The following is a 24,554-nucleotide window of genomic DNA, read 5'->3' as shown; positions in this document are numbered from 1 at the left end:
ATAGAATAGTCGAAAATAAAGCGTATTTTAGCGCCTTTACTACGATTTGACAATTCCCTTTAATGACTAATGATTTTTTTCAAATGATAGATCAAATCATGCGCTTGTTTGGGTGTTAGGTTGTCAGGGTTAATAGCGTTAAGCTCATCTTGCAAGCTAAATAGCTGATTTTGCTGTGGATTATTATTCGTAGTTCTAGTTTGGCTATTACTGCTGCCATTTTCTTTTTCTGCCTCGTCATTATAAGCCTGCTGGCGTTTATCCTTTACTGACTTAGCTAAGTCATTTTTGTCATCAACTTTATCGATTGCAACTTTTTCGTTTTCTGTTTTTACGCTATTTATTTTCAAGTTGTCTACTTTCAAGTTGTCTACTAGGTAGCGCTTGGCATCATTTAATACCTGAGTAGGAATCCCCGCCATTTTTGCCACGTGTAGTCCAAAGCTAGAGCTGGCAGCGCCCTCACGTATTTGATGCAATAGCAATAATTGGCCATCGACTTCACTAGCGGCGACATGGACATTACGAATATTGGCATGGCTGCTTTCAGCGTAATTTGTACTCTGCGCCAATTTTGTCAGTTCAAAATAATGGGTGGCAAATAATGTCAGGCAGCCAATCTCGACCAAGCGATTGACGCAAGCGTGGGCGATTGCGAGACCGTCAGTCGTCGCCGTACCGCGTCCGACTTCATCCATCAATACGAGTGACTTATTGGTCGCTTGATTAAGAATGTTAGCGGTTTCAATCATCTCAACCATAAAGGTTGATTTACCGCCTGCTAAATCATCAGCTGAGCCAATACGAGTAAAGATACGGTCGATATCACCGATATGCGCACTAGATGCTGGGACAAAGCTACCGCAATGAGCGAGCAAGACGATCAGCGCAGTTTGGCGCATATAAGTAGATTTGCCGCCCATGTTAGGGCCAGTGATGAGGAGCAGTCTTTCAGGATGTCCTTTTTCAGCGTCATCAACATGGGCACTACCCAGCACGCAGTCGTTCGCGACAAAATAATTTGTACTTGATGCAGCGCCGTTCCGATTGTTCGCGTTCGCTTGATTTAATGCCGCTTCGACGACGATATGGCGACCTTGTTGAATATCGATACTGGTTTGGTTGTTATTATTCAAGCCACTTTTTGAATGATTGTTTTCTAACCCGCTAGCGTCTTTTAAGTCGTTACTCATGACTGGGCGCTGCCAGTGATAAGTGATCGCAAGTTGCGCCCAATTACTAAGCACATCTATTTGCGCAATAGCCGCGCTTAGCTGTTGTAGTTCCGCTAAATGGCTGCTTAATAATGTCAATAGTTCGTGATATAGCTGTTTTTCACGAGTCAATGCTAAGCTTTGCGCACTTAGATATTCGGTCTCGACTTCTTTTAGCTCATCGGTGATAAAGCGCTCACTGCTTTTCAGGGTTTGCCGCCGGATAAAATGCGCTGGTGCATTCTTCGCCTGCATTTTGGGCAATTCAAAATAAAAGCCGCTAACTTTATTAAAGCCTACTTTTAGACTCGGTAACTGACTCTCTTGACGCGCGCGCTCTACCATCTTATCCAAGGTCACTTGGATATTATCATGCAGATGGGTTAAGCGATCAAACTCTGCATCAAAACCTGCGGCTAGCATGCCGCCATCACGAATATGCGCGGGCGGTTCTGCGATAATAGCGCGCTCAATCAGCTCAGCGACTGATTGCACCGCAGGTAACTGCGCAGGCAATTGCTGCATCAGCATGGGCAACAGTCCTGCCTGCTCATGGCTGATACCTGCATTTATCAGTAGAGTAGTGAGCTGGGCGCTGCTAGCAATACCATCAGCAAGCTTACGCAGGTCACGCGGCTTAGCGCTCATCAGCCCGATACGGCTACTGATACGCTCAATATCACCGATAGCATTTAAGGTTTCGCGTAAATTGCTGACCAATGAATGTTTTTCTAAATTTTGCTTAAGCTGTTTGTTTTCATCCGATTGACTGTCTGTCTGTAAAAGGTTGGCTATCGCCTCTAAGCGCAAATTGATACGTGCATGCTGACGTAGTGGACGCTTCATTTGCTGCACCAATAAACGACGTCCCATCGGCGTCTGACAGTGATTGAGCACGGATATCAGCGACGTTCCATTGCTGCTGACGGGGGTAAACAGTTCAAGATTTTGCTGACTATTGGCATCAATGATTAGATAGTCATCGCTGTACTCGACGATAAGCTGGTTAACTTGTGGCACATGGCGCTGTTGGGTTTGCCGTGCATAATGAATAAGGGCGGCACAGCTAGACTGGCTAAGCGTGGCATCGCTAATTCCTAGACCATCGAGGCGTTGTACCTCAAACTGCTGACAAAGGGTTGCGCTGGCATGCTCACGATGAAAGTCATTGGCAGCGACTTCGATGATAGGGCAATCAAGATTTTGCCGTAGCCATGTCAACCAATCTTCGCCATTACCACTACTATTTACATCGCTATGACTGAGTGCCTCGCTAATGATACATTCACTCGGGGCAAAGCGTGCGAGCACCGTCAGCATTTGAGTTTGTAAGCGTTCGATATCATCGTTATGTGCTGTCAGGCTTTGAGTTGTCAACGTGCCAGCCGCTAAATCCATTTGACTGATTGCGGCTTGCAAAGGTTGGTTGCTGTTGCCTTTAGGCATAGCAATATCAATAGCAACCACGGTCGGGGTGTGATTGGGCGCAATTAAGGCGTCATCAGTAATCGTACCAGCGGTCAGGGTTTTTACCACTTCACGGCGCATGATAGTGCCAGCTGCCGATTTACTTTTATCTTTCTTTTGCTTCTCGCCCATTGTCGGTGTATTGGACGGGCTGCTAGTGCCAGTAGCTGACTCGTCAACTTGCTCACAAACAACCACTGTCTGCCCAGCCGCAATCAGCCGCGCCATATAGCTGTCAGCGGCATGAAAGGGCACGCCTGCCATCGCAATAGTATTACCAGCTTTATCGGTACCGCGGCGGGTCAAGGTAATGTCTAAGATTTGCGCGGCACGTTTGGCATCATCAAAAAATAATTCATAAAAGTCACCCATCCGGTACAGCAGCAGTGCTTGCGGATAATTGGCTTTCATGGTTAGATATTGCACCATCATCGGCGTATGGTCTGCCAAATGATAGATGGCATCGCCTATGACTAACGGTTCAGCTGAATGAGGATTTTGAGCGGACGGCTTAGCGGTCATGCAGAGTCTCTTTTGGTTCTTATGAGTTTACTGTGGGCGAAATAAGTGTTTTTATAATAATAAATAGTTAAGGATAGTGAGCAAATCATGCCGTTAAATGAGGTGATTAAAAAGCTAAATAATTTAAAGCCATAAGCGCTATTTTAACACGTCCTACAACGTTTTTACGTCGGCAAATATCTACTCATTGCCCTTGTATCCATCATCGTCATAACCATATATAATGACGGCACACTTAATTGGGCGATACTTCATTAGGCAAGATTTTATTATAAAGTTATTAGGCAATCGTTTATTGGACTGCCTTAAATGAAACCGTAATCAGCCAAATAATGAATAAGCAGCGAGTAAAGCGCTGTCATGCGTACTAATTATCGAATATTTCCATAGGTCAAAAAATTATGTTATCAAAGATTATAGGCAGTGTGGTTGGCACCAAAAATGACCGCGAATTAAAACGCATGCGCAAAGTGGTCAGCAAGATCAACGCACATGAGGCGACGATACAAGCCCTGTCTGATGAGCAATTACAACAAAAAACCGAAGAGTTTAAAGCAAGACACCAAAATGGTGAAAGCTTAGATGCATTATTACCGGAAGCGTTTGCGGTTTGCCGCGAGGCATCGCTACGCGTCAATGGCATGCGCCACTACGATGTGCAGCTGATCGGTGGTCTCACTTTGCACGAAGGCAAAATTGCTGAGATGAAAACCGGTGAAGGTAAAACCTTGATGGGTACCTTGGCGATGTATCTCAACGCTATCAGTGGCAAAGGCGTCCATCTGGTCACGGTCAACGATTATTTGGCCGCCCGTGATGCGGAATTGAACCGTCCGTTGTTTGGCTTTTTGGGAATGACGGTTGGCGTGATTTATTCACAACAACCACCTCAAGAAAAAATCGACGCCTATCAAGCGGATATCACCTACGGTACCAATAACGAATATGGCTTTGATTATCTACGCGATAACATGGTGTTTAGTTTAGGCGAAAAAAAGCAGCGCTCATTAAACTTTTGTATTATCGATGAAATTGACTCTATCTTAATCGATGAGGCGCGTACGCCGCTGATTATTTCGGGTCAAGCCGAAGATTCTTCACGTATGTATGCATTGATTAATACTATTATTCCGGTGCTAATTCGTTCAAAAGATGAAGAAGCTAATAAGAATAACGAAGAAGAAGATTTTTGGATTGATGAAAAGAACCGTCAGATCGAGATTAGCGAAAAGGGCTATGAAAAAATTGAGCGTTTCCTAATCGAAGTGGGCGAGCTGGGCGAAAACGAAAGTTTATATAGCCCAAGCCGTTTGCCGTTATTGGCACACGTCCAAGCAGCCATCCGCGCCCATCATGTATTTGTCAAAAACGTCCATTATATCGTCGATGATGGCGAAGTGGTCATCGTTGATGAAAACACCGGTCGTACCATGCCCGGTCGTCGTTGGTCAGAAGGGCTGCATCAAGCGGTCGAAGCCAAAGAAAACGTCGAGATTCAAGCGGAGAACCAAACGCTGGCAACCACCACATTCCAGAACTATTTCCGTCTCTATGACAAATTGTCTGGTATGACCGGTACGGCTGATACCGAAGCGGCAGAGTTCAAATCAACGTATGACCTAGACGTCATCGTGATTCCAACGCACGAGCCCATTGCGCGTATCGATATGGATGACCAGATTTTCTTGACCAAATTAGGAAAATATAAAGGCATCATTCGTGAGATTAAAGAGATTCAAGCCAAAGGTGCGCCAGTATTGGTTGGTACGGCGACGATTGAAGCCAGCGAAGAATTGTCGTACTTACTGGATCAAGAAGGCGTCAAGCATAACGTCCTAAATGCCAAGCAGCATGAGCGTGAAGCCGAGATTATCGCGCAGGCTGGTAGCCCAAAATCGGTCACCATCGCCACCAACATGGCCGGTCGTGGTACTGATATTATCCTTGGTGGTAACTGGCAGTCGTTTATCGAAGACATTGATTCGGTCAGCCCAGAAGAGATGAAACGCTTGAAGGCAGAATGGCAAGTCAAACATGACCAAGTCGTTGCGGCTGGTGGTTTGCATATCATTGGTTCTGAGCGCCATGAATCACGCCGTATTGATAATCAGCTACGTGGTCGTGCCGGTCGTCAAGGTGACCCTGGCATGTCGCGCTTCTTCTTATCGCTCGAAGATGACTTGATGCGTATCTTCGCCGGTGACCGCGTTGTCAATATGATGCGCGCCATGGGACTCAAAGAAGACGAAGCCATTGAGCACAAAATGGTCTCCAAATCGATCGAAAACGCGCAAGGTAAAGTTGAGAGCCGCGATTTTGATGCGCGTAAAAATCTCCTCAAGTATGATGATGTTGCCAATGAGCAGCGTAAAGTGATCTATGGTCAGCGCGATGATTTGCTCGCAGATATGGATCTGTTAGAGGCCATTGAAGTCATGCATCATGAAGTCTATAACGCCATGATTAGCCAATTTATCCCACCAGGTTCTATCGATGACCAATGGAATGTTGATGGATTGGAAGATGAGCTTGAGGATGAGTTTAAGATATCAATGCCGATTAATGATTGGCTAGATGAAGATCGCCGCCTAGATGAAGAAGGGCTACGCGCCAAAATCATTCAGACAGCACTGGATCATTATCATGGTCGCCGTGAGCAAATGGGTGAAAAAGATGCCGCCCAGCTTGAGCGTCACTTTATGCTGCAAAGCCTAGACAAGCACTGGAAAGAACATTTGACGCAAATGGATCAGCTGCGCAAAGGTATCCATCTGCGTGGTTATGCGCAAAAAAACCCTGAGCAAGAATATAAGCGGGAATCGTTTGAGTTATTCCAAATGATGCTAGGGGCGATTAAGTCAGAGACGGTACAAGATTTATCACGTGTCCATATCCCGACCAAAGAAGAGCTGGCGGCATTAGAAACGCAGCAACGTGAGAATGCTGCGCATATGCGCATGCAATTCGAGCATGATGATATCGACAACTTAGATAGCAATGCGGACAATAATGCAGCAGAGCAGGGGCAACCACAAAACCGGAACCCTAATAGCGGCGCGGCAGGGATAGGTGCTGGTAATAATGCGGATCGCAACTTTAGAATCGGTGATGAGCCGAATCCATACGCTGGTATGAATATCAGCCGTAACGCACCTTGCCCTTGTGGTTCGGGACTTAAATATAAGCAATGCCACGGCAAAATCTAAAGCTAAAGCGTTACCATTAGGGATAAGTAAGCCGTCCTAAAAGCGTTTTCAATGGTCGTAACAAGCCCTCATCTAACATAGATGAGGGCTTTTTTTAACGCTTATGAAAAGTATAGTCACAATCTCCTAAAAACGCGACAATAGCAGCACTGTATGATGGTTCGATATTACTTTTCATTGACTATACTTGCTAAGTGGATAAGACTATTCAGTTAATTATTCAAACAATAAGCAATGGCTTTGTAGCGATTGTTTACAAATTCAGCATAGGCGTGAATTTATGGACACGCTATAGTGTTTAACATATTTATTTGGGAGCGTATTATGAATGTAGAATTATTAAAACAGTTGCGTACCTCTGTTGTGATGACAGGTTTATTGGCCGGTGCTCTAACGGTTGGAGCCTGTCAACAAAAGCAAGAGCCTGAGCAGAGCCTAGAAGACAATATAAGTGAAGAGCAATCTGTTCCTATGTCTGCCGAACCTGCCGAGCCCAATAATGTGATAGTCGCTCCACAAGATGCGTCAGCCAGTGAGGTAGAGGATGATACTGTTGCTTCGGTGAACGGTGGGGTGACGCAGATAAACTATCTGTGTGCTCCTGAGTTGCAAGTTACAGCAACTTATAAAGATACCGATAACCAAGTGGTCATTGCTACCGCTCAAGGCACAACAACCTTGATGAAAACCAATGACGCTAGCAATCCTGAAGTTTTTGAAGCAAAGACTGCTATGGATGGTGGAGAAGGTTTTGTGCAGTGGCGTGTGGCACACGAAGCGCGTGAAACGGGCGTGATGCGCACAGCAGGTGCAGATGCCGCTAATGTGAACACTTATGAATGTAAGAAAACATCATAATCAATAAGCAAGCAATCAAGAAAAAAGCAACGTTGTCGTTGCTTTTTTTATATCTGATTTTTGAGTTATAGTCAAAATATCCTAAAAACGCGACGGTATTGCTGATATCAATTTTTTATTAACGGTCTATTTCTTTTGAATAGGGCTGCGCTCATGTTCCAAAAACCCTTCCTCTGTCACGTCTAGCTCTTCATGCTTAAGCGTGACTTCGATATTGTCAGTATGGGTGTGGGTACTCTTGTTGACATCGACTTCTTGAATGACATAGGTGTCTTTAGTGATGGTCGCTACTTGACGCGATAAGATAATCTCAATGGGCGCATCACCGATTTCAACTTGCTTGCCATTGATAGTCACGACCGCCTTGCTGTCGAGCGATGGTTCAACATGGCGCAGTATGTCCTTATCATCGTAATTGCCTGACAGTAAATCCTGACTTTCGGCATCATTATATTCGGTGCGGACGGTAATATATTCTTCTACCAACTCAATTGGCACTTGTATCGTCTTGGTTCGAGAGTGCTTAGTGACCGTGACCTTACCCACATCCAAGCGTTCTTTGTTAACGACAGGACGTTCTTCCAGTAACTCTAAACGCCCGCCATTGGCTTTTTGATTCAAGGTAGCCAATGGCTCTCTATCATGTTCAGGAGCAGGAAGTTTGTTTTCAGCACTATGATCAGCAATAGGCGGATTGGTATCGGTTGTTAGGGTTTCATTATTATTATTGGCTGTCATCTTAATCTTCCTTATTATTAAATAGATTTCAAAAATATTTTATTAAAGATTTCTTTTTCATTAAAGGTTTCTTAATGATTATAAAACATCAGGGTTATCAATTACTGTTAACTTGATTATACAACTTGTCGTCATTATAAAACTCGCCACAAAGTACGCTGAATTATAAAAATATGAGTTAGGATGTGTCATCAATTAGCACATTGATACATTTAATGGTCTTAAAATGGCTAAATTTAGCCAAACATCGTCAGAAATCTTGTCGATATGTTCATATTTATGGCAATTCATTCCTTGTTTGGCTGCAATTTTCCTCATTTTAAGCCTCACGATCTAAATGATGACACGCACTGACATAAAAAAAGACCAGAGAGAAACTCTGATCTTTATTAACTGAATGACATATTTAGCTGCTATTAACAGCCATTTAATGCTTATCTACTTAATGAATCTAGTTTTCAGCATCAAGTGATCATTTTTGTATATTGTGTGCCACAAGTTACATGCCACGGGCGCGGCGTACATCTTCAGCAGTGATACCGTCACGGTCGACAATATTGCCTTCACGATCAACCACATTACCATCACGGTCAATATCTAGCTCTTCACGCTGAATGGTCTCAACGATAGTCTCAGTATGACGCTCAGTTGTTTTACCAACGTTCACTTCTTCAGAAACGTAGGTTTCTTTACCAACGCGGGCACGTTCTGCTGAGAGCTCTACTTCGATGCTTTCATTGCCATTCACATCACCGATATGACGATCAGTAGGGCGGTCAACATTGGTACGCTCGATGTTGGCATGCTCTTCTTCTAGTTCAACATCTACATTACGTTCTTCGGTCACGACATGCTTACCGACTTTTACTAGCCCTGCGACGATACGATCTTTGTTAACAGTCAAACGCTCTTCTAATAGCTCTAACTTGTTTGGGGCTTCGTAGTTGTGCTCCGCAATTTCCATACGTTCTGCAGTTGGCACACTGTCAGCAACGAATGATTGGCGATCTTTTTCGTACTGCTCTTTATAGCTGTACTGATAATCATGGTCATAGACGTCCATCGCTTCTACTTGTGCTTGCGTTAAACTATCAAAGAATACATCATCACCAACGATACGTGCTAAACCTGCTGGTACTAATACTTCTTTTGAGCTAAACCAGCCTCCAGCGTCAACAATTAAGTAGCGAATACGACCAGTCGTATCTTCTACTAATGCGCCCTCGATTTTACCGATTTTTTCTTCATTAACACCGTAGGCTGTTTTGCCTGTTGGGTCATAATAGTCATCACCAATAAGATCACGGTGGGTAGCTTGGATGTCTTTTAAACGAATTAGTTGGCTCATTATTATCTTCCTTTTGTATGAGTAAATGATTAATGGTTCTGTTATAAAGCTAAATTGTTATAAAACAGTGATTCGTTATTTTTATGAAAATTTCATTGCTCTATCTAAATCAAGTGCTGTAACAAGCTGTGTTAAGCAATCTCTACATCAACTTGTAATTATCCTAACATCACGATTTCGGATGAGATATATAAGCAAGGTAGCAAAGTGTGAGCTTGAAGTAATTGCGTGTAAGAGGCTGTAAAGGGAACGACAGATATATATATTTGAGTTAAAGATTTCTTACCGAAAAGAACACAATCCGTTTTCAAGAAATGTTACGTATAAAAAAACCGCAGAGCGCTAAGCAATGCGGTTTTATAAAGCGAAGCATTAGAATTTTAATTACAGTCTGCTTTTAAATAACCTGACTGTCTTCTAAATAATCTAATTCTCTTTTAAGTAATGAAGCTTAGTTTTACCAATCGATAATTAAGGCAGTTCGATAGCCACGGCTACTGCTTCACCGCCACCGATACATAGGGTGGCAACGCCTTTCTTACCGCCAGTACGCTGTAAAGAGTTGATCAGGGTAATTAGGATACGTGCGCCAGAGCAGCCAACTGGATGGCCAAGGGCACAAGCACCGCCTTCAATGTTTACTTTGGCATGCTCAATGTTTAGCTCATCCATTGCAGCCATGGTCACCATCGCAAAGGCTTCATTGATTTCCCATAGATCAACATCGGCTACTGACCAGCCTGCACCGGCTAATACTTTTTCGATTGCGCCAATAGGTGCAATGGTAAATTCGCTTGGATGACGCGAGTTCGAAGCCGTTGCCACAATACGTGCTTGATAATCAAGGCCTTCAGATTTTGCTTGCGACTCTTTCATAACTACGACAGCAGCAGCGCCATCTGAGATTGAGCTAGCATTGGCGGCGGTAATCGTACCATCTTTAGCAAAGGCTGGGCGCAACGTAGGAATGCGCTCTGCATTGGCAAGACTGGGCTGTTCATCGGTGTCGACGGTTTGCTCGCCTTTACGCGTCTCAAAAGTAACGGGTTCAATCTCATTTTTGAAATGATCGTCTTTAATAGCAGTGAGGGCGCGATTCAGCGACTCAATGGCAAAGTTATCCATTTGCTCACGGGTATAGCCTTTTTCAATGGCCATTTCTTGGGCGAACTGACCCATTAGTTTACCCGTTTCGGCATCTTCTAAGCCGTCTAGGAACATATGATCCTTGACTTCTTTATGGCCCATACGATAGCCACCACGTGCGCCTGGCATAATATAAGGAGCATTGGTCATGGATTCCATGCCGCCCGCAACTGCGACATCGAAGCTGCCCGCTTTGATGCCATCATGTGCTTGCATCACAGCTTTTAGACCTGAACCACAAAGCTTATTGATAGTGACAGCGCCGGTGGCATCAGATAGACCCGCTTTACGCATGGCTTGACGCGCAGGGCCTTGACCCAAACCCGCTGTTAAGATACAGCCCATAATTACTTCGTCAATCTTGTCCGCGCTAACACCAGAGCGAGCAACAGCGGCTTTAATGGCTGTTGCGCCTAGGTCGGTTGCACTGACGTCTTTTAAAGCGCCTTGGAAGCCGCCCATTGGGGTACGTGCGCCGTTTAAAATTACAATTGCATCATTTGACATTATTGTTGTTCCTTTTCATTTGTTTTAATAAAAATCTGTGTGTTTAAACAAAAAAACGCGACTAAAATCATTTCTGTTAACGATAATATAAGTACGGCTGGATTTTATTCAAGGTTAAAACAATGGCTCATGAATGTGACTACAGTATTATCTATAGCAAAGTCTTAAAAGACTAAAATCAGCCATTATTAAAAACCAGTGATAAGCTTCTAACTTAAGCAAGCTCATCCAAACGAATGCGAACCACTTTATCGGTAATGGTGTTTAGCTTTTCAATTTTTTCAATGGCCAGATTCATCTGACTCTCGACCACTGGTAGCGTCAAGATAATGACGGGTACTTGACCCAGCTTATGGGCAGGCTTTTGTAAAATAGCATCGATGTTGATACCGGCATCGCTAAGTATACGAGTGATATCAGCCAATACGCCAGGATTGTCAAAAGCATGAACGCGTAAATAATAGCCCGTGATCATCTGCTCAGCACGCAAGATAGGCGTATCTGATAGTTGTTCAGGAATAAAAGCTAAGTGCGGCACATGGTGGCCGTGGTTGTTTTGATTACTGTTGCTTTGATCGTCGTTGTCCTTGCTGCCCAACACCCGAACCAAGTCCATCACATCTGCCATTACTGCAGACGCCGTAGCACCAGCGCCAGCGCCATCACCACAATATAGCGTCTGCCCAAGCGGGTGCGAATTGACCAACACCGCATTTTTTACGCCATTCACATTTGCTAGTAGCGCATCTTGAGGAATCAGTGTGGGGTGAACGCGTAGCTCAATACCTGCATCGTCGCCATTGCTGCCTCCGCTATCACGGCGCACCGCAAAGCCTAAGTGTTTGATACGATAACCAAGCTCTTCGGCATAGTTGACGTCTTGTAGGGTGATACCAGTAATGCCTTCACAGTAGACTTTATCAAACTGTAGCGGAATACCAAAAGCAATCGAGGCGAGGAGGGCCAGTTTGTGCGCTGCATCAATGCCTTCGACATCAAAAGTAGGATCTGCTTCGGCATAACCCAGCTCTTGCGCCTCACTCAGCACGTCTGCAAACGGACGACCTTTATCGCGCATTTCGGTCATGATAAAGTTGCCAGTACCATTAATGATACCCGCCAACCAATTGATTTTATTAGCAGCCAATGCTTCACGCATCACTTTGATGATTGGAATACCACCTGCGACCGCCGCTTCATAAGCGACGTGGACATTATTGGCTTCAGCGAAAGCAAAAATCTCATTGCCGTGCTCAGCCAACAAGGCTTTATTTGCTGTCACCACATGTTTGCCGTTTTTGATGGCGTGCATGATGACGTCTTTTGCGAGGGTAGTACCGCCGATCACTTCGATGACGATATCGACATTGTCACTGGCAGCAATGGCCATCAAATCACTGTTTTGCATAATATCGGGATCGATATCATCACGCTGACGGCGCGTACCGACTTCGGTAATAATAATATCGCGTCCACTACGGCGTTTTAGCTCATCTAAATTATCATTGATTAAGTTGATCACGCCCGTTCCGACGGTGCCCAGACCAAGTATCGCTAGTTTGATGGAGTTGCTCACAGTATCCTCAAAAGGTTAAATATAGTGCAGCAATGACCAGCTGTTACGGTATCAGATGCGCTTACGGTACTAAACGTACGGTCTGCGCTCATCTTCCTAATGTCAGTCTTGCCATTGCTTCACTATAGTGGGATAAAAAATGCTTAGATAAAAAAGTATGTGGCTGATGTTGCCTTGCGCTTTATCGTATCATACCGACAAGCGCTTGTGACGTCTACTCAATGTCGCTGTGGTCAACAATATCAAAAATATATAACAGCTACTGAATCAATCGCTCGCGTTTAATTCAGTAGCTTACGTTCAATAGCCTGCGTTCGCTTAGATAGCACCAACTGCTTGAGCCAACTCGGCGGCTGGGAGATAACCACCTACTTGTTCGCCTGCTTCAGTAAATATCGCTGGCGTACCACGCACACCAAGTCTTGCGCCCAATGCCATATGCTCTTGCACCGGATTGCTACAGCTAGGCCCTTGGATATCTGCGCCTATTTTGGCCTGATTCATGGCAGCATTGCGATCCTCACTGCACCAAATCGCCTCCATTTTAGGCACTGATTCTTGACTACGTGGCCATGCGAGATAACGTACCTCGATACCGCGTGCATTGATGTCATTCATCTCTGAATGCAGCTTACGACAATAGCCACAGTCAGCATCGGTAAAGGCGTAGACCACAGCCTTGGTTTCACCTTTTGCAGGATAAATAATCATCTCGCTTTTATCGACGGCTGTTAGCGCTTCTTGCGCAGTACCAGCGACTAAGGCGGCGCTAATATCGACGGGGGCAGCGTCACCAACCGCAATGATTTGCCCTTGAATAATATGCTTGCCGGATTTGTCGGTAAAAAAAGCAGGCAGCCCTTCAGCGGTGACCCAATAGATATCATCCATATCAGTCGGCACGGCGGAGATGATTTTTTCTTCAATGCCAGAGGCGTTTAAGTTGGCTTGTAGTGCTTTAACCACAGCAGCGTCGCTTTCAGTCGTGATTGGGGCAGTGCTGGTTTTGGCTTGAGAGCTATTAACCACGCTAGCATTAGTACTGGTGGCATCGGCGGCATTGTTTGAGCAGCCAGCCGCGACGATGACCAATAAGGCACTCATCATGACCCGAGATAAATGGTTGCGTGAAAAATTAGCAGCAGTCAGCACGGCTTTCGAAAAAGGAGAGAAGGACATAGGGTGTTTCCTTTAGGCAGTCACGCCTAATAAAGGGTTCATAATAAAAGGGCTTTGTATGGTCTCTGACCCATCATGACGAGTAGGTCGTGTGGTAAGAAGGGCGACATTGGCTGGTTTTATCGCATTTATCAATCATAAAGGATAAGTAATCATATACGCTATATTAACATAATTTTTTTAATAACCTCTAAAGGCTATTTTTATACCCATCATAAACATAATGCATCGATGGCGGTTAAATTTGAAAAAATAAAATACATTTGTACTATTTCATATCGTCGCACCTATAGGTAGTCTACTGCTTATAATCACTTTTTATGATGACATCACTATTATGTTGCAACATTTATTTTGAAGTACTGTCATTTTGAAACATTTACTAATCTAAGCGAATTTATACTAAGGAGTGCGTATGGCAGGTGCCAGTTTGTTAACCCTACTTGATGATATCAGTGTAATACTCGATGACGTTTCGGTCATGACCAAGGTGGCCGCCAAAAAAACCGCAGGGGTGCTAGGTGATGACTTAGCCCTGAATGCGGAGCAGGTAACAGGGGTCAAAGCCAATCGCGAGTTACCAGTGGTTTGGGCCGTCGCTAAAGGTTCATTCATCAATAAGCTCATTTTAGTACCGGCCGCGTTATTAATCAGTACCATTTATCCACCCTTGGTGACGTTTTTGCTGATGTGTGGCGGGCTATTCTTAGCCTATGAAGGCGCTGAAAAGGTCATTCATAAGTTTTGGCCTCACGTCTTACCACACGACGAGGAGCAAAATGCCCGTCGGCAAGCCAATGCGGATGAAACCATCGATCTTGTTGCTTTTGAAAAAGAAAAAATCAAAGGCGCTATTCGGACAGATTTTATTTTGTCTGCTGAGATTATCGTCATTGCCTTAGGCTCAGCTGCAGGGGCAAGCTTGCTAGAAAAAAGCTTGGTACTCTCCATTATTGCGATAGCGATCACGGTTGGGGTATATGGCTTGGTTGCTGGTATCGTCAGAATGGATGATGCGGGTCTTTATCTGATGAAAAAATCAGGCAGTGTCACGCAAAAAATCGGTAAATTTTTGGTATCGGCGGCACCCAAGCTGATGAAGTTTTTAACTATCGCTGGGACATTGGCGATGTTCTTAGTCGGTGGTGGTATTCTGGTACACGGTATCGACTTTTTGCATCATGAAGTCGAAGACTTGGCGCATCTGACTGGCATATTTGAAAGTGCGACGACAATGCTGCTAAATGGTTTGGTCGGCTTGGTAGTAGGTGTGATCATGGTTGGCATTATGACGATGATTGGCAAAATACGCGGTAAGGATAAAGACGCTTCTTCTGCGCATTAAAGCGCTATAGTCAGAGCACTTTTAAATCGCTACAGTGTTACACGCCTTAGATGTACTCAGTGTACTATCTGCGGTCGGTCGCCTTGTAGCGATTCTAAAATTCCTTGCCTATACATTAAATATAATGCATATAAGCGATCAATGTTAAGACTTAAAGCAACCTATAGAATAAAAAAGCCCCAAAGTTGCTGACAACTTTGGGGCTTTTGCTTTTGGGCTCTACAATTAGCTTTCGCTGTCTGACTCACCAGACTCTAGCTTTTCAGCTTGCGTTGGCTTTTTATGGTCAGTCTTTGGCTTACGGCTGCGCGCCTTTGGTACTTTTGGCGTGGTTAAATTAAACATACCTGTTTGTGGCAATAGTTGCTCCGCCACATTCTCAATCATGTTTTTATAACTGGCAATCGTGGTTTTTGACTTAGCTGCCTGACTTTCTTCTTTAGTCAGTTGCTCCACTATAGGCTGCTCAGTTTCTGCTTGCTCAGCCTCAACATCTTTGACATCAGCAGTTTTATTGTCAATGCTATTATCATTGCCATTGCCACTGGCATTTGCCTCTTCTAGCGCTTGCTCTGCTTTTAGCAGTTGTTCGCTCTCAGCAGTGATATCGTATGTCTGCGTTTGATTGGCTAAGGCTGTCGCTTCTACCTTGTGCGCATCCACGTCGTTACCAGCTTGCTTAGACTCAGTGACTGGCTCGCTAGCGGTCATGGTTGGCTGCGCTGCTTGCTCATCAGCAATAGTGAGTACCGCTGGTTCCTGATAATCAGGATGTTGACCGCGTGGATCGTTGCTGGCACGTTTGCCAATAGCACGTGGCTCAACGGCTGTTTTGCCTTGCGCTGCCGCAAACTGACTGACCGCTTGCGTCATCGCTTCAAAGCGGGCAAGGTAATCCGCGGCTAAAGGTTGATAGCCGTAGTTGCTAAAGTCAAAGCGACGAGTGGCAAAGTCATTGTCGTCGCCTTTGTTCTCGCTTGAATCGCGTTCAACCTTAGCGCCATTAACAGCCGGTTGGGCTTGCTGCGTATGTGCTTCGATAGCAGCAATAAAGCAGCTGATGACACCATCATTTTTTAAACGACTTTCTGCATCGGTTAATGCCTTACGAACAAAGTCACCAACTGTACCACGAATGCTTGGTGCGCTTGTTACTACTTGCTCAGTTGCTTGCGGCTGCTCAGCAGATTGCGCTTGCTGACTACGAACGACACGTGGGTCATTGCTCGCTTGCCCGAACTTCTTAGCTGTCACGTAGCGTTTGGCAAACAATGCGTCATGCGTCAGCTCAAGCGCTGAGTTACTAGGGTTGCTAGTATCCGTCGCGGGCGTAGTTGCATTGCCGTCGTCAGTTTTTTGTGCGCTTGGTGCTGCTGCTACGCTAGCTGCCTCAGTAGTGACTGGCTTCTGACTATCCGCTTGACTGTCAACACTGTTTTTAGACGCTGTTTGCTCATCTACCGATGCTGTTTTGTCATTGACTTTACGGTCGTCTGTAGGTGCAGCCTGTTGCACCTGATCTGCCGTAGTGCTCACTTCTGCATCATTGCTTTTGCCAGTATTGGCTTGGGTATTGCCTTTTTGCGTCTCACTAACAGACTCATTATCCTGTTTAGCGTTACTTTTTATATCAGCGCTTTTTTCTTCAGTGATTTTTTCTTCAGCGCTTTTCACCTGAGCACTTTTCACCTGAGTACTTTTCTGACTGGTAACGTGCTGACTGGTACCGTGCTCATTCGTACCATGCTTGTCAGTATTTTTCACCGCGCTATTTTGCTGGTGGACACTTTCTTTAGCAGCGTTCTGCTGAGTATGACTATTGTCTGTAGGCTCTTTCGCTGCTTCGTCTTTCGTCGTATCGCGCGCGGAGCTTTGTTCTTCAGCTGACTGACGAGTTGTCTGTGTAGACTTGCTGTCATCTAAGGATAAGTGCACCACTTCTGGTGTCTTAAGCTCATTGGTTGCTTCATTGACCTGTAGCACTACTTCGTTAGGGTCTTGGTTTCGGCGTGTGCTTGATTGGTTCTTGCTAGCGCTGGTAGCCGTTTGCTGAGCGTTTTGCTTAACATTGTCAGCTGTTAGTGTATCGCCGCGCTCAAGCTTGCCGCGTGAGGCACGCTGAGCGTTCGACTTACGTTTAGTGCGAGTCTGCTCGTCTGCTGCCGCTGCCTCGTTACTGTCTTTTTGCTCAGTATCATCGCGATTTCCGTCGTTACGCCCGTTGTTATTACTATTACGGTTGCTATCTTGACGATTATTGCGGTTACGATCGTTAGGGCGTCTATTGCTATTGTCCTGCTGACGTTTGTCTTGGCTACTATCAGCTGACTTGTCATCAGTATTGGTTGCAGCGCTGCTATCGGCATTATTGTTGGCTACATCATCATTGCTCGTCTCGTCACGCTGCTCTTTTCTTTGATGCGGCTTAGAAGATCTTGATTTGCGCGGCTTACGTCTTCTTCTATCCTCAGCATTGTTGTCGTCACTGTCATTATCACTGTCCGTGTTGCGACGTGCTTGCTGACGGTTAGCGTTGGTATTCGACGCTTGGTTATCGCTTTTTTGGCTGCTCTCTGGTTGAGTCGTTTGCGATGTGCTCTGGGCATTGCCAGTCAACGCGCTATTATCAACTTGTCCGAAAGAGCCTAAACTTTGCCCACCATTGTTTACGAGGGCTTCGATGGCTTCTGCGGCATCACGACTACTGACACTATTGGTTGTTTGCGCCTGCGGGGCTTGTGCAAATAGATTCGACAACCATGCCACAGCTTGCGGCTGCACAGTCGTTGCAACACTAGCAGCTTGAGTGGTTACAGGCGCGGCAACGCTCGCTTTATTGTCTTGTGGTGCACGTGCTGACACAGCGTTATTGGCGTTCGTATTCGTATTATTACGACGCTCATTGCTATGACTGACGGTGCTAGTCTGCTGTTGCTCAGTTGCGCTTGGGGCAGTAGTAGGTGCGCGGTTAGCTGCTTGGCTTGTGGCGCTATTGTCTGCTACTTGACGTGGCTGGCGGGTCGGCTGCTGCTCGGGACGCTCTTTCTCAGCAGTTTGCCAGTCAACCTCGTAGCCAAGATCACTATGTTCTTGGGCTGTATCCGTAATACGCTCGTAGCTTGAAGGCGCAAAGCCATCACGGTTAAAGTGTAGCTTAAAGTTTGGTGACTCTAAATGTGCGTGCGGCAAGATGGTGATACGCGTACCACTGTCTTGCTCAAGATAAACTAAGGCATCGCGCTTTTCATTTAATAAGAAAGCGGCGATATCAGTCGGTACTTCGGCTTGCACTTCACCTTGACGCTCTTTTAGCGCAATTTGTTCAATCTGACGCATAATCGATAGTGACAGCGAGCGCAAGTCACGAATCATACCGTTGCCATGACAGCGCGGGCAGATATAACCCGTCGACTCTTCTAATGACGGACGCAGACGCTGACGGCTCATCTCCATCAGACCAAACTTAGAGATATCTCCAAATTGCACGCGCGCGCGGTCATATTTGGTGGCATCAATCAGACGTTTTTCCACTTCTTTTTGGTGCTTATTGTCATTCATGTCAATGAAATCAATGACAATTAAGCCGCCCATATCACGCAGACGCAATTGACGAGCAATCTCGTCTGCGGCTTCTAAGTTGGTATGATAAGCCGTCTCAGCGACATCTGAGCCTTTGGTCGACTTGGCTGAGTTGATATCGATAGAGACCAAGGCTTCAGTTTGATCGATAACGATTGAGCCGCCTGATGGCAGGCGCACTTCACGCTGATAGGCAGTTTCGATTTGTTTTTCGATATTAAAGCGCGAAAACATCGGCTCATAATCGGTATATTTACGCAGTTTTTCAGCTTGTTTTGGCATGACCGCATCGATGAAGCCTGCCGCTTCTATATAAGCGTTTTCGTTATCGATCCAAATCTCAGCAATGTCATCGCGTAGATAATCACGCACGGCACGAGTAACAACGCCCGCTTCTTGATGTACCAAGCGCGGTGATGGATATTTTTGGTTTTGCTCTTGGATGGCTTGCCAGATATTGAGCAGATGGTTTAAATCGTGTTGCAAATCTTCTTGAGTTTTACCAATACCAGCAGTACGAATAATGACGCTCATGCCTTTTGGCAAGTCAAGCCCGCCTAGCATGCGTTTCATATCTTCGCGCAATTTGCCCGAGATTTGACGCGAGATACCGCCGCCACGAGGGTTATTTGGCATCAATACCAGATAACGTCCGGCTAATGACACATAAGTCGATAGGGCAGCGCCTTTATTACCGCGCTCTTCTTTTTCGACTTGGACGATGAGCTCATCGCCTTCTTTAATCAATTTTTTGATATTTTCATCACGTGGATTGCCGCTAAGGTATTCGGCAGAAATCTCACGAATAGGCAAAAACCCTTGACGCTGTGAGCCATATTCGACAAACACGGCTTCAAGCGACGGCTCGACACGGGTGACGTGGCCTTTATAGATGTTAGATTTTTTTTGTTCGCGGGTACGGTTTTCTAAATCGAAATCGTAAAGATGGTTGCCTTTACATAAGGCGACACGAATTTCTTCGTTTTGAGTGGCGTTAATCAGAATGCGTTTCATACTATTATCCTATGAATACACAGGACAACGACTAATATATTGAAAAACTCTGAATGAAAAAACTTTTATGGTAAGTGGCTTTTATAACAAGCCACATTAACGATTTATTCAGACTGCCAATTGGACAGTGATCAATATAATAATAACCAAAGTAAGGAAGCGGTGGTAGCAAGGGACGCTAATATTAAGATTAGCTAAAAATACCAGATGATAGAGCAGCATTGTGCTCAGATAAAATTGAATAAATAAAAGAGCGTATTAAGTGGCACATATAAAAAAATTGCCTATTAATTCACAATGAATTGACTGCGTTTGAGCGTAGCAAACAGAGAGCTTTAAGTAGTTACTGATACAGGGTGTAAGGCTGTAATATTATCTACTGTCACACTTTAAGGGCTTGAAAACTACCGCTAAAATATCGACACCGACTGTCAACCGTTTTTATCGGCCTAGAGGCTTGGCGATTAACACCTTGCCATCGTAAGTTTTACCAAGATGATGAACATCTAAAGTGGTGAAGGGCATGTAATATACTTTGTAAGAGTCTATCGAAGCGCTTGCCACATGGTCACAATTCATTCGCTGTTCGGTTTATTCGCTAAACCGTTAAATTCAACGAACCTCTCAATATTGGCTCAAATCAAATCAATTGTTTTATCTATTATTTTAACTTATAACATCTATGTATTTTGGTGTCTGACCTTAAGAGTGCCACTGCGCTGCTGCTCAGCGGGGCGTACTTGGCAAACAGAATAGTAATCGGCGAATCGCTCGATTGGGTATATATCTTTTATATGACATCTATTATATCTGTTTGACCGCCAATATTCAGGCAGCTCTAAACTCTTAATATCGGACTACCATCACTTGCTCAATTGCGCGCGCTTGCATGATTAAAAATCAAGTCGTGGTCGTGCGTTAAATGAGTAGTTGTGTACTGCTATCGCTTGATACATGGGCGCGTTTGCTACCATGGTCAAGGCGATTATATTTGGTATAAATACCGTTTACTGGACGCTATGCCATGTGTTAATTGGCATTTTATCCTAAAAATTAGATGATGCGTGCAAAATTAGCTTGAAGTACAATGTAGGCCTCGTTACTAGCAAGTAGTAAAGATGGCGATAAGTTGTTTGAGACAATAACGATTATTGCCGCAACCTCTGCTTAATTGGCGCTCAACATGCTAAACTATAACAAATCTTTGTGTAAATACCTAACTAAAAATGACAAACTCCAAAATGACTGACGACGCAACTACCCATGAAGCTCCTGCTATCTTCAATAGCAAAACTCGCCCGCAAAGCGCCGACGATGAGATTAGTAACTTTGAAAAGGTCAATTACCTTGAAGTCACTCGCCATCAGCACGACCAGCGCTTAGATAACTTTTTATTGAACCGTCTAAAAGGTCTGCCCAAGTCGCACATCTATAAAATGATTCGCTCAGATGAGATTCGAGTTAATAATAAGCGCTGCAAAGCACACGATAGAGTGCAGCGTGAGGATGTGGTGCGTATCGCTCCTGTACAGCTGGCGACCCGTGAAAAACCCATTATCAGCACTGAATTTGCCAATAGCTTATTGGCGCGAGTGGTCTATGAAGACGATGGTCTGCTAGTGCTCAATAAGCCTTCTGGTATTGCCGTACATGGTGGCAGCGGCCTTGATTTTGGCGTTATCGAAGCCATGCGTGAAGTGACTGGTAAAAAATACCTAGAGCTGATTCATCGCATCGATAAAGATACCTCAGGTCTGCTGATGATTTCTAAGAAGCGCTCAGCGCTGAAAACTTTGCAGCAGCATCTCGTCGATAAAACCATCCAAAAGCATTATCTATGCATTGCTAAGGGTCAGCCTGCCCTGAATGAGCAACGTATCGATGCACCATTGCTACGCTATACACTGGCTAGTGGTGAGCGCCGCGTGAAAGTAGATGCGCAGGATCCTCAATCTAAAGAAAGCCAGACAGATATTATCGTGCATGGCCGTTTTATGATTGCCGGTCAGCCGGTCAGCTTAATCGAAGCGAAGCCACTAACGGGTCGTACCCATCAAATCCGGGTGCATTTGGCTCATCTGGGTCACGCTATCCTAGGTGACGATAAGTACAACGTACATGACAAATCTGGCGTGCATCGTCTGTGCTTGCATGCATGGCGCTTAGACATTCCGGGTTATAAGACTATTACTGCACCATTACCAGATGAGATGGCTGATTGGCTACCAGAGCAGACCAAGTTACCTGAATAAACTTGACCGCTTTGCGCTCCATGTTAAAGTGTAGCCAGTATTAAGTGTTAACCCTAAACGTCATGCTCACTTATTGATTTGTATTAATAAGTCGGCGTGACGTTTTAGTATCTGTAATAAATGCACACCATTTACTAAGGCAAATTTATGAGTGAACAGTCTGATCATAGCTTAGCTGATAAGACGCTAGTTATTTTTGATTGGGACGGTACGTTGATGGATTCAATTGGTCTAATCGTTGAGTCTATGCATGTGGCTGGAGAGGCGCATGGCTTTCACACGACTGATCAAGCAGTCAAAGACATCATTGGTCTTAGCCTGATGAACGGTATTGAGATTTTGTATCCACAGGCCAGTGACACGCAAAAGCTGGCCATTCAGCAAAGCTACGCTGACTACTATATTCCAAATAGCCATCGCACACCGTTCTTTGCCCCTACGGAGGCCATGCTAAAGACTTTGCAACAGCAGGGTCGTAAGCTTGCCGTGGCTACTGGCAAAAAGCGGCGCGGACTGGATCGCGTATTGGATGCTTCGGCAAGTCATGATTATTTTGACATTACCCGCTGTGCTGATGAGTCAGGCTCAAAACCTGATCCACAAATGCTGACCGACATCTTGAATCATACGCAGCAGCCAATATCAGGCGCGGTATTCATCGGTGACAGTATCTATGATATTCAAATGGCAAATAAGCTGGGTATGACTAGCATTGCTGTCAACTATGGTACCGCATCCAGCGCCGAACTGGCTGCTCAGTTACCCACTTATCAGGTAGAGACACCGCAAGAATTAGCGAAACTGTTGTGCGGCTAGAATCAATGTGAACAAATACATGACAGCAAAAAAGGGTGTATCGCTATTAACGATACACCCTTTTTTTTATCAACTTTTATGAAGTACTACTAATACTCTGCTATTTACTTATCAGTTGGCAACTCATGGTTAGGCTGCTCATTATCTTCAAACATATCTTCTTCTGTAAGTGGCTCATCATCAAGCAGATTAAAAGAAGATTCAATGATTTTGTCATCACTAAGCTGGTACTCATACCAATTGCCCATTACCCCAGCCAATTCATCAAGCCCTTCTTTTCTTAAGGCAGAAAACAGTTGAATGGTGCATTTAAGACCTAACTTTTTTAGTCTTTTACGGGTATTGAGTAAGGCGTTTTTAGAAGCGCCATATTTCAATTTATCCGCTTTAGTCAGCAAAATATGGACAGGTAGATCACCTTCTTTGGCCCAAAATAGCATTTGCTCATCAAAGAATTTGAGCGGATGACGAATATCTGTCATCAACACCAAACCTGCTAGGCTTGAGCGCGATACCAGGTATTCTTCCAATTCGACCTGCCATTCTTTTTTCATCTCCAGCGGCACGGCAGCATAACCATAGCCTGGTAAATCAACCAGACGTCTGTGCTTGTCACCAATACTAAAAAAGTTAATCATCTGCGTACGCCCAGGCGTCTTGGACGAGCGCGCCAACTGCCGCTGGTTGGTCAATGCATTGATAGCCGAGGACTTACCCGCGTTTGAGCGTCCTGCAAAAGCAACCTCTAACCCGACATCAGGCGGACAAAGGCGAAACGTAGGTGCTGACGTCATAAACTCAGTTTGCTGAATTCGTTGGCGCGATTTGGTATTAAACACCGCATGTTCGGCGGCGACATCTGTAAACGGGGTACTCATAAATGGCTCATTAATCTGCAAAAAATTGGATACGGTAGTGAGAGTTGGGGGTTGGCTAATCGTTCAAGCGGCGCATCGAATAAATAAAACGCGAGTGGCTAAGGCTGATAGCAATGATCGTCTCAAATTAGTGACTATTCTATACTATTAACCGTCTTACTTATTGAAATGATGGCGATTAGTCTCATATAAACGACAGCATACCATTAAAGCGTAGTAGCGCTTAGCGAAAGTTCTTTACAGCACAATAAAGGCGTTACGAAAGCCAAACTCGATTCATGTATATTAAGTCGACATATATTGTTACAATGTTTAATGAAAAACGTTTAAGATCGTATTTAACTAAGCAAATATTAAATTAAACGTCTGAAAAACACATAAGGGGGTGTCCCATGTCTTCAATCACCACACTTTTTACCAAAACCTGTCGTCTGTTAGCAGGTAGCGGCGCAGCGCTTGTCCTGACAACGGCAATGACAACCAGTGCCGGTGCTGCTGATATTGCTACGACCTATAATAACTCATGTGCGGCTTGTCACGATAGTGGCGCGTTGAATGCTATCAAAAAAGGCGACAGTGCTAAGTGGCAGCAGCTCATCCAACAAAAAGGCATGCCAGCTCTGATCAACTCAGTCAAAAGTGGTATGACACAGATGCCAGCTGGCGGACTCTGTGATAACTGTAGTAATGATGACTATCGCAAGCTGATTGACTATATGAGTAAATAGCAAAACGCATAAATAGCAGGTGCCTGACCAAAATTTTAGACGGATATAATAAAGCGCTAGGGGCATACCCCTCATGCGCTTTTTATTTTTCAGGCAGTTTTCTGTGGTAGCACCAATAGAAAAACCATTGGCTACTGTGACTGAGTAGGTATTAATTAGGGATTAAGTAGGCAAATACTAT

14 protein-coding genes are annotated in these 24,554 nt (G+C 44.7%); 6 read left to right on the top strand and 8 right to left on the bottom strand.

Annotation, left to right across the window (positions count from 1 at the left end):
* Positions 1-59: 59 nt before the first annotated feature.
* The gene (gene mutS / locus AAEY79_RS01075; protein WP_352286868.1) at positions 60-3,203 is read right to left on the bottom strand and encodes a DNA mismatch repair protein MutS; all 3,144 of its coding nucleotides are present in this window, start codon (positions 3,201-3,203) and stop codon (positions 60-62) included.
* A 401-nt stretch (positions 3,204-3,604) separates the two neighbouring features.
* On the opposite strand from mutS, the gene secA reads away from it, so the two are divergent.
* Positions 3,605-6,409 (top strand): preprotein translocase subunit SecA, encoded by a 2,805-nt coding sequence (gene secA / locus AAEY79_RS01070; protein WP_352286865.1) that lies wholly within the window; start codon positions 3,605-3,607, stop codon positions 6,407-6,409.
* Between the two features lie 324 nt (positions 6,410-6,733).
* Positions 6,734-7,267 carry a hypothetical protein gene (locus AAEY79_RS01065; protein ID WP_201631714.1) on the top strand — a complete coding sequence of 178 codons (534 nt, stop codon included), beginning with the start codon at positions 6,734-6,736 and terminating at the stop codon, positions 7,265-7,267.
* A gap of 126 nt (positions 7,268-7,393) precedes the next feature.
* On the opposite strand, the gene AAEY79_RS01060 is transcribed toward AAEY79_RS01065, so the two are convergent.
* The 5 genes from AAEY79_RS01060 to AAEY79_RS01040 all read right to left on the bottom strand — a co-directional run bounded on the left by AAEY79_RS01060 (position 7,394) and on the right by AAEY79_RS01040 (position 13,761).
* Complete coding sequence (locus AAEY79_RS01060) at positions 7,394-8,005, bottom strand: YsnF/AvaK domain-containing protein (protein WP_101210793.1); 612 nt, start codon at positions 8,003-8,005, stop codon at positions 7,394-7,396.
* 499 nt (positions 8,006-8,504) lie between these two features.
* Positions 8,505-9,353 (bottom strand): PRC and DUF2382 domain-containing protein, encoded by an 849-nt coding sequence (locus tag AAEY79_RS01055; protein ID WP_352286861.1) that lies wholly within the window; start codon positions 9,351-9,353, stop codon positions 8,505-8,507.
* Between the two features lie 471 nt (positions 9,354-9,824).
* A complete protein-coding gene (locus tag AAEY79_RS01050; RefSeq protein WP_352286858.1) occupies positions 9,825-11,006 on the bottom strand; it encodes a thiolase family protein in 1,182 nt (393 codons plus the stop codon).
* Between the two features lie 214 nt (positions 11,007-11,220).
* The gene (locus AAEY79_RS01045) at positions 11,221-12,582 is read right to left on the bottom strand and encodes a homoserine dehydrogenase (protein ID WP_025651716.1); all 1,362 of its coding nucleotides are present in this window, start codon (positions 12,580-12,582) and stop codon (positions 11,221-11,223) included.
* A 318-nt stretch (positions 12,583-12,900) separates the two neighbouring features.
* The gene (locus AAEY79_RS01040; protein ID WP_201575832.1) at positions 12,901-13,761 is read right to left on the bottom strand and encodes a DsbC family protein; all 861 of its coding nucleotides are present in this window, start codon (positions 13,759-13,761) and stop codon (positions 12,901-12,903) included.
* Positions 13,762-14,176: 415 nt separating this feature from the next.
* Between AAEY79_RS01040 and AAEY79_RS01035 the strand changes: the two genes are divergently transcribed.
* Positions 14,177-15,106 (top strand): DUF808 domain-containing protein, encoded by a 930-nt coding sequence (locus AAEY79_RS01035; protein WP_201575830.1) that lies wholly within the window; start codon positions 14,177-14,179, stop codon positions 15,104-15,106.
* Positions 15,107-15,331: 225 nt separating this feature from the next.
* Here AAEY79_RS01035 and AAEY79_RS01030 read toward each other — a convergent pair whose 3' ends face one another.
* Positions 15,332-19,699 carry an Rne/Rng family ribonuclease gene (locus tag AAEY79_RS01030; RefSeq protein WP_201575821.1) on the bottom strand — a complete coding sequence of 1,456 codons (4,368 nt, stop codon included), beginning with the start codon at positions 19,697-19,699 and terminating at the stop codon, positions 15,332-15,334.
* Positions 19,700-20,940: 1,241 nt separating this feature from the next.
* Here AAEY79_RS01030 and AAEY79_RS01025 point away from each other — a divergent pair.
* Positions 20,941-21,951: an RluA family pseudouridine synthase gene (locus AAEY79_RS01025; RefSeq protein ID WP_025651712.1), complete on the top strand. Its 1,011-nt coding sequence runs from the start codon at positions 20,941-20,943 to the stop codon at positions 21,949-21,951.
* A gap of 147 nt (positions 21,952-22,098) precedes the next feature.
* Entirely contained in the window at positions 22,099-22,767 is a 669-nt protein-coding gene (locus AAEY79_RS01020; protein WP_352286853.1) for an HAD-IA family hydrolase, read from the top strand.
* Positions 22,768-22,871: 104 nt separating this feature from the next.
* Here the strand turns inward: AAEY79_RS01020 and yihA are convergent, their stop codons facing one another.
* A complete protein-coding gene (yihA, locus tag AAEY79_RS01015; RefSeq protein ID WP_025651710.1) occupies positions 22,872-23,645 on the bottom strand; it encodes a ribosome biogenesis GTP-binding protein YihA/YsxC in 774 nt (257 codons plus the stop codon).
* Positions 23,646-24,037: 392 nt separating this feature from the next.
* Between yihA and AAEY79_RS01010 the strand changes: the two genes are divergently transcribed.
* A complete protein-coding gene (locus AAEY79_RS01010; protein WP_037025007.1) occupies positions 24,038-24,373 on the top strand; it encodes a cytochrome c5 family protein in 336 nt (111 codons plus the stop codon).
* Positions 24,374-24,554 lie beyond the last annotated feature (181 nt).

This window comes from Psychrobacter sp. GW64-MNA-CIBAN-0177, assembly GCF_040309585.1.
Taxonomy (GTDB): Bacteria; Pseudomonadota; Gammaproteobacteria; order Pseudomonadales; family Moraxellaceae; genus Psychrobacter; species Psychrobacter okhotskensis.
This window is presented reverse-complemented; position numbering and strand designations above follow the sequence as displayed.

Excerpts from the sequence above, each read along its gene's own strand:
- AAEY79_RS01055 (WP_352286861.1), bottom strand. The coding sequence starts at position 9,353 with ATGAGCCAACTAATTCGTTTAAAAGACATCCAAGCTACCCACCGTGAT.
- yihA (WP_025651710.1), bottom strand. The coding sequence starts at position 23,645 with ATGAGTACCCCGTTTACAGATGTCGCCGCCGAACATGCGGTGTTTAAT.
- mutS (WP_352286868.1), bottom strand. The coding sequence starts at position 3,203 with ATGACCGCTAAGCCGTCCGCTCAAAATCCTCATTCAGCTGAACCGTTA.
- AAEY79_RS01020 (WP_352286853.1), top strand. The coding sequence starts at position 22,099 with ATGAGTGAACAGTCTGATCATAGCTTAGCTGATAAGACGCTAGTTATT.
- AAEY79_RS01025 (WP_025651712.1), top strand. The coding sequence starts at position 20,941 with ATGACTGACGACGCAACTACCCATGAAGCTCCTGCTATCTTCAATAGC.
- AAEY79_RS01060 (WP_101210793.1), bottom strand. The coding sequence starts at position 8,005 with ATGACAGCCAATAATAATAATGAAACCCTAACAACCGATACCAATCCG.
- AAEY79_RS01065 (WP_201631714.1), top strand. The coding sequence starts at position 6,734 with ATGAATGTAGAATTATTAAAACAGTTGCGTACCTCTGTTGTGATGACA.
- AAEY79_RS01040 (WP_201575832.1), bottom strand. The coding sequence starts at position 13,761 with ATGTCCTTCTCTCCTTTTTCGAAAGCCGTGCTGACTGCTGCTAATTTT.
- AAEY79_RS01050 (WP_352286858.1), bottom strand. The coding sequence starts at position 11,006 with ATGTCAAATGATGCAATTGTAATTTTAAACGGCGCACGTACCCCAATG.
- AAEY79_RS01035 (WP_201575830.1), top strand. The coding sequence starts at position 14,177 with ATGGCAGGTGCCAGTTTGTTAACCCTACTTGATGATATCAGTGTAATA.
- secA (WP_352286865.1), top strand. The coding sequence starts at position 3,605 with ATGTTATCAAAGATTATAGGCAGTGTGGTTGGCACCAAAAATGACCGC.
- AAEY79_RS01030 (WP_201575821.1), bottom strand. The coding sequence starts at position 19,699 with ATGAAACGCATTCTGATTAACGCCACTCAAAACGAAGAAATTCGTGTC.
- AAEY79_RS01010 (WP_037025007.1), top strand. The coding sequence starts at position 24,038 with ATGTCTTCAATCACCACACTTTTTACCAAAACCTGTCGTCTGTTAGCA.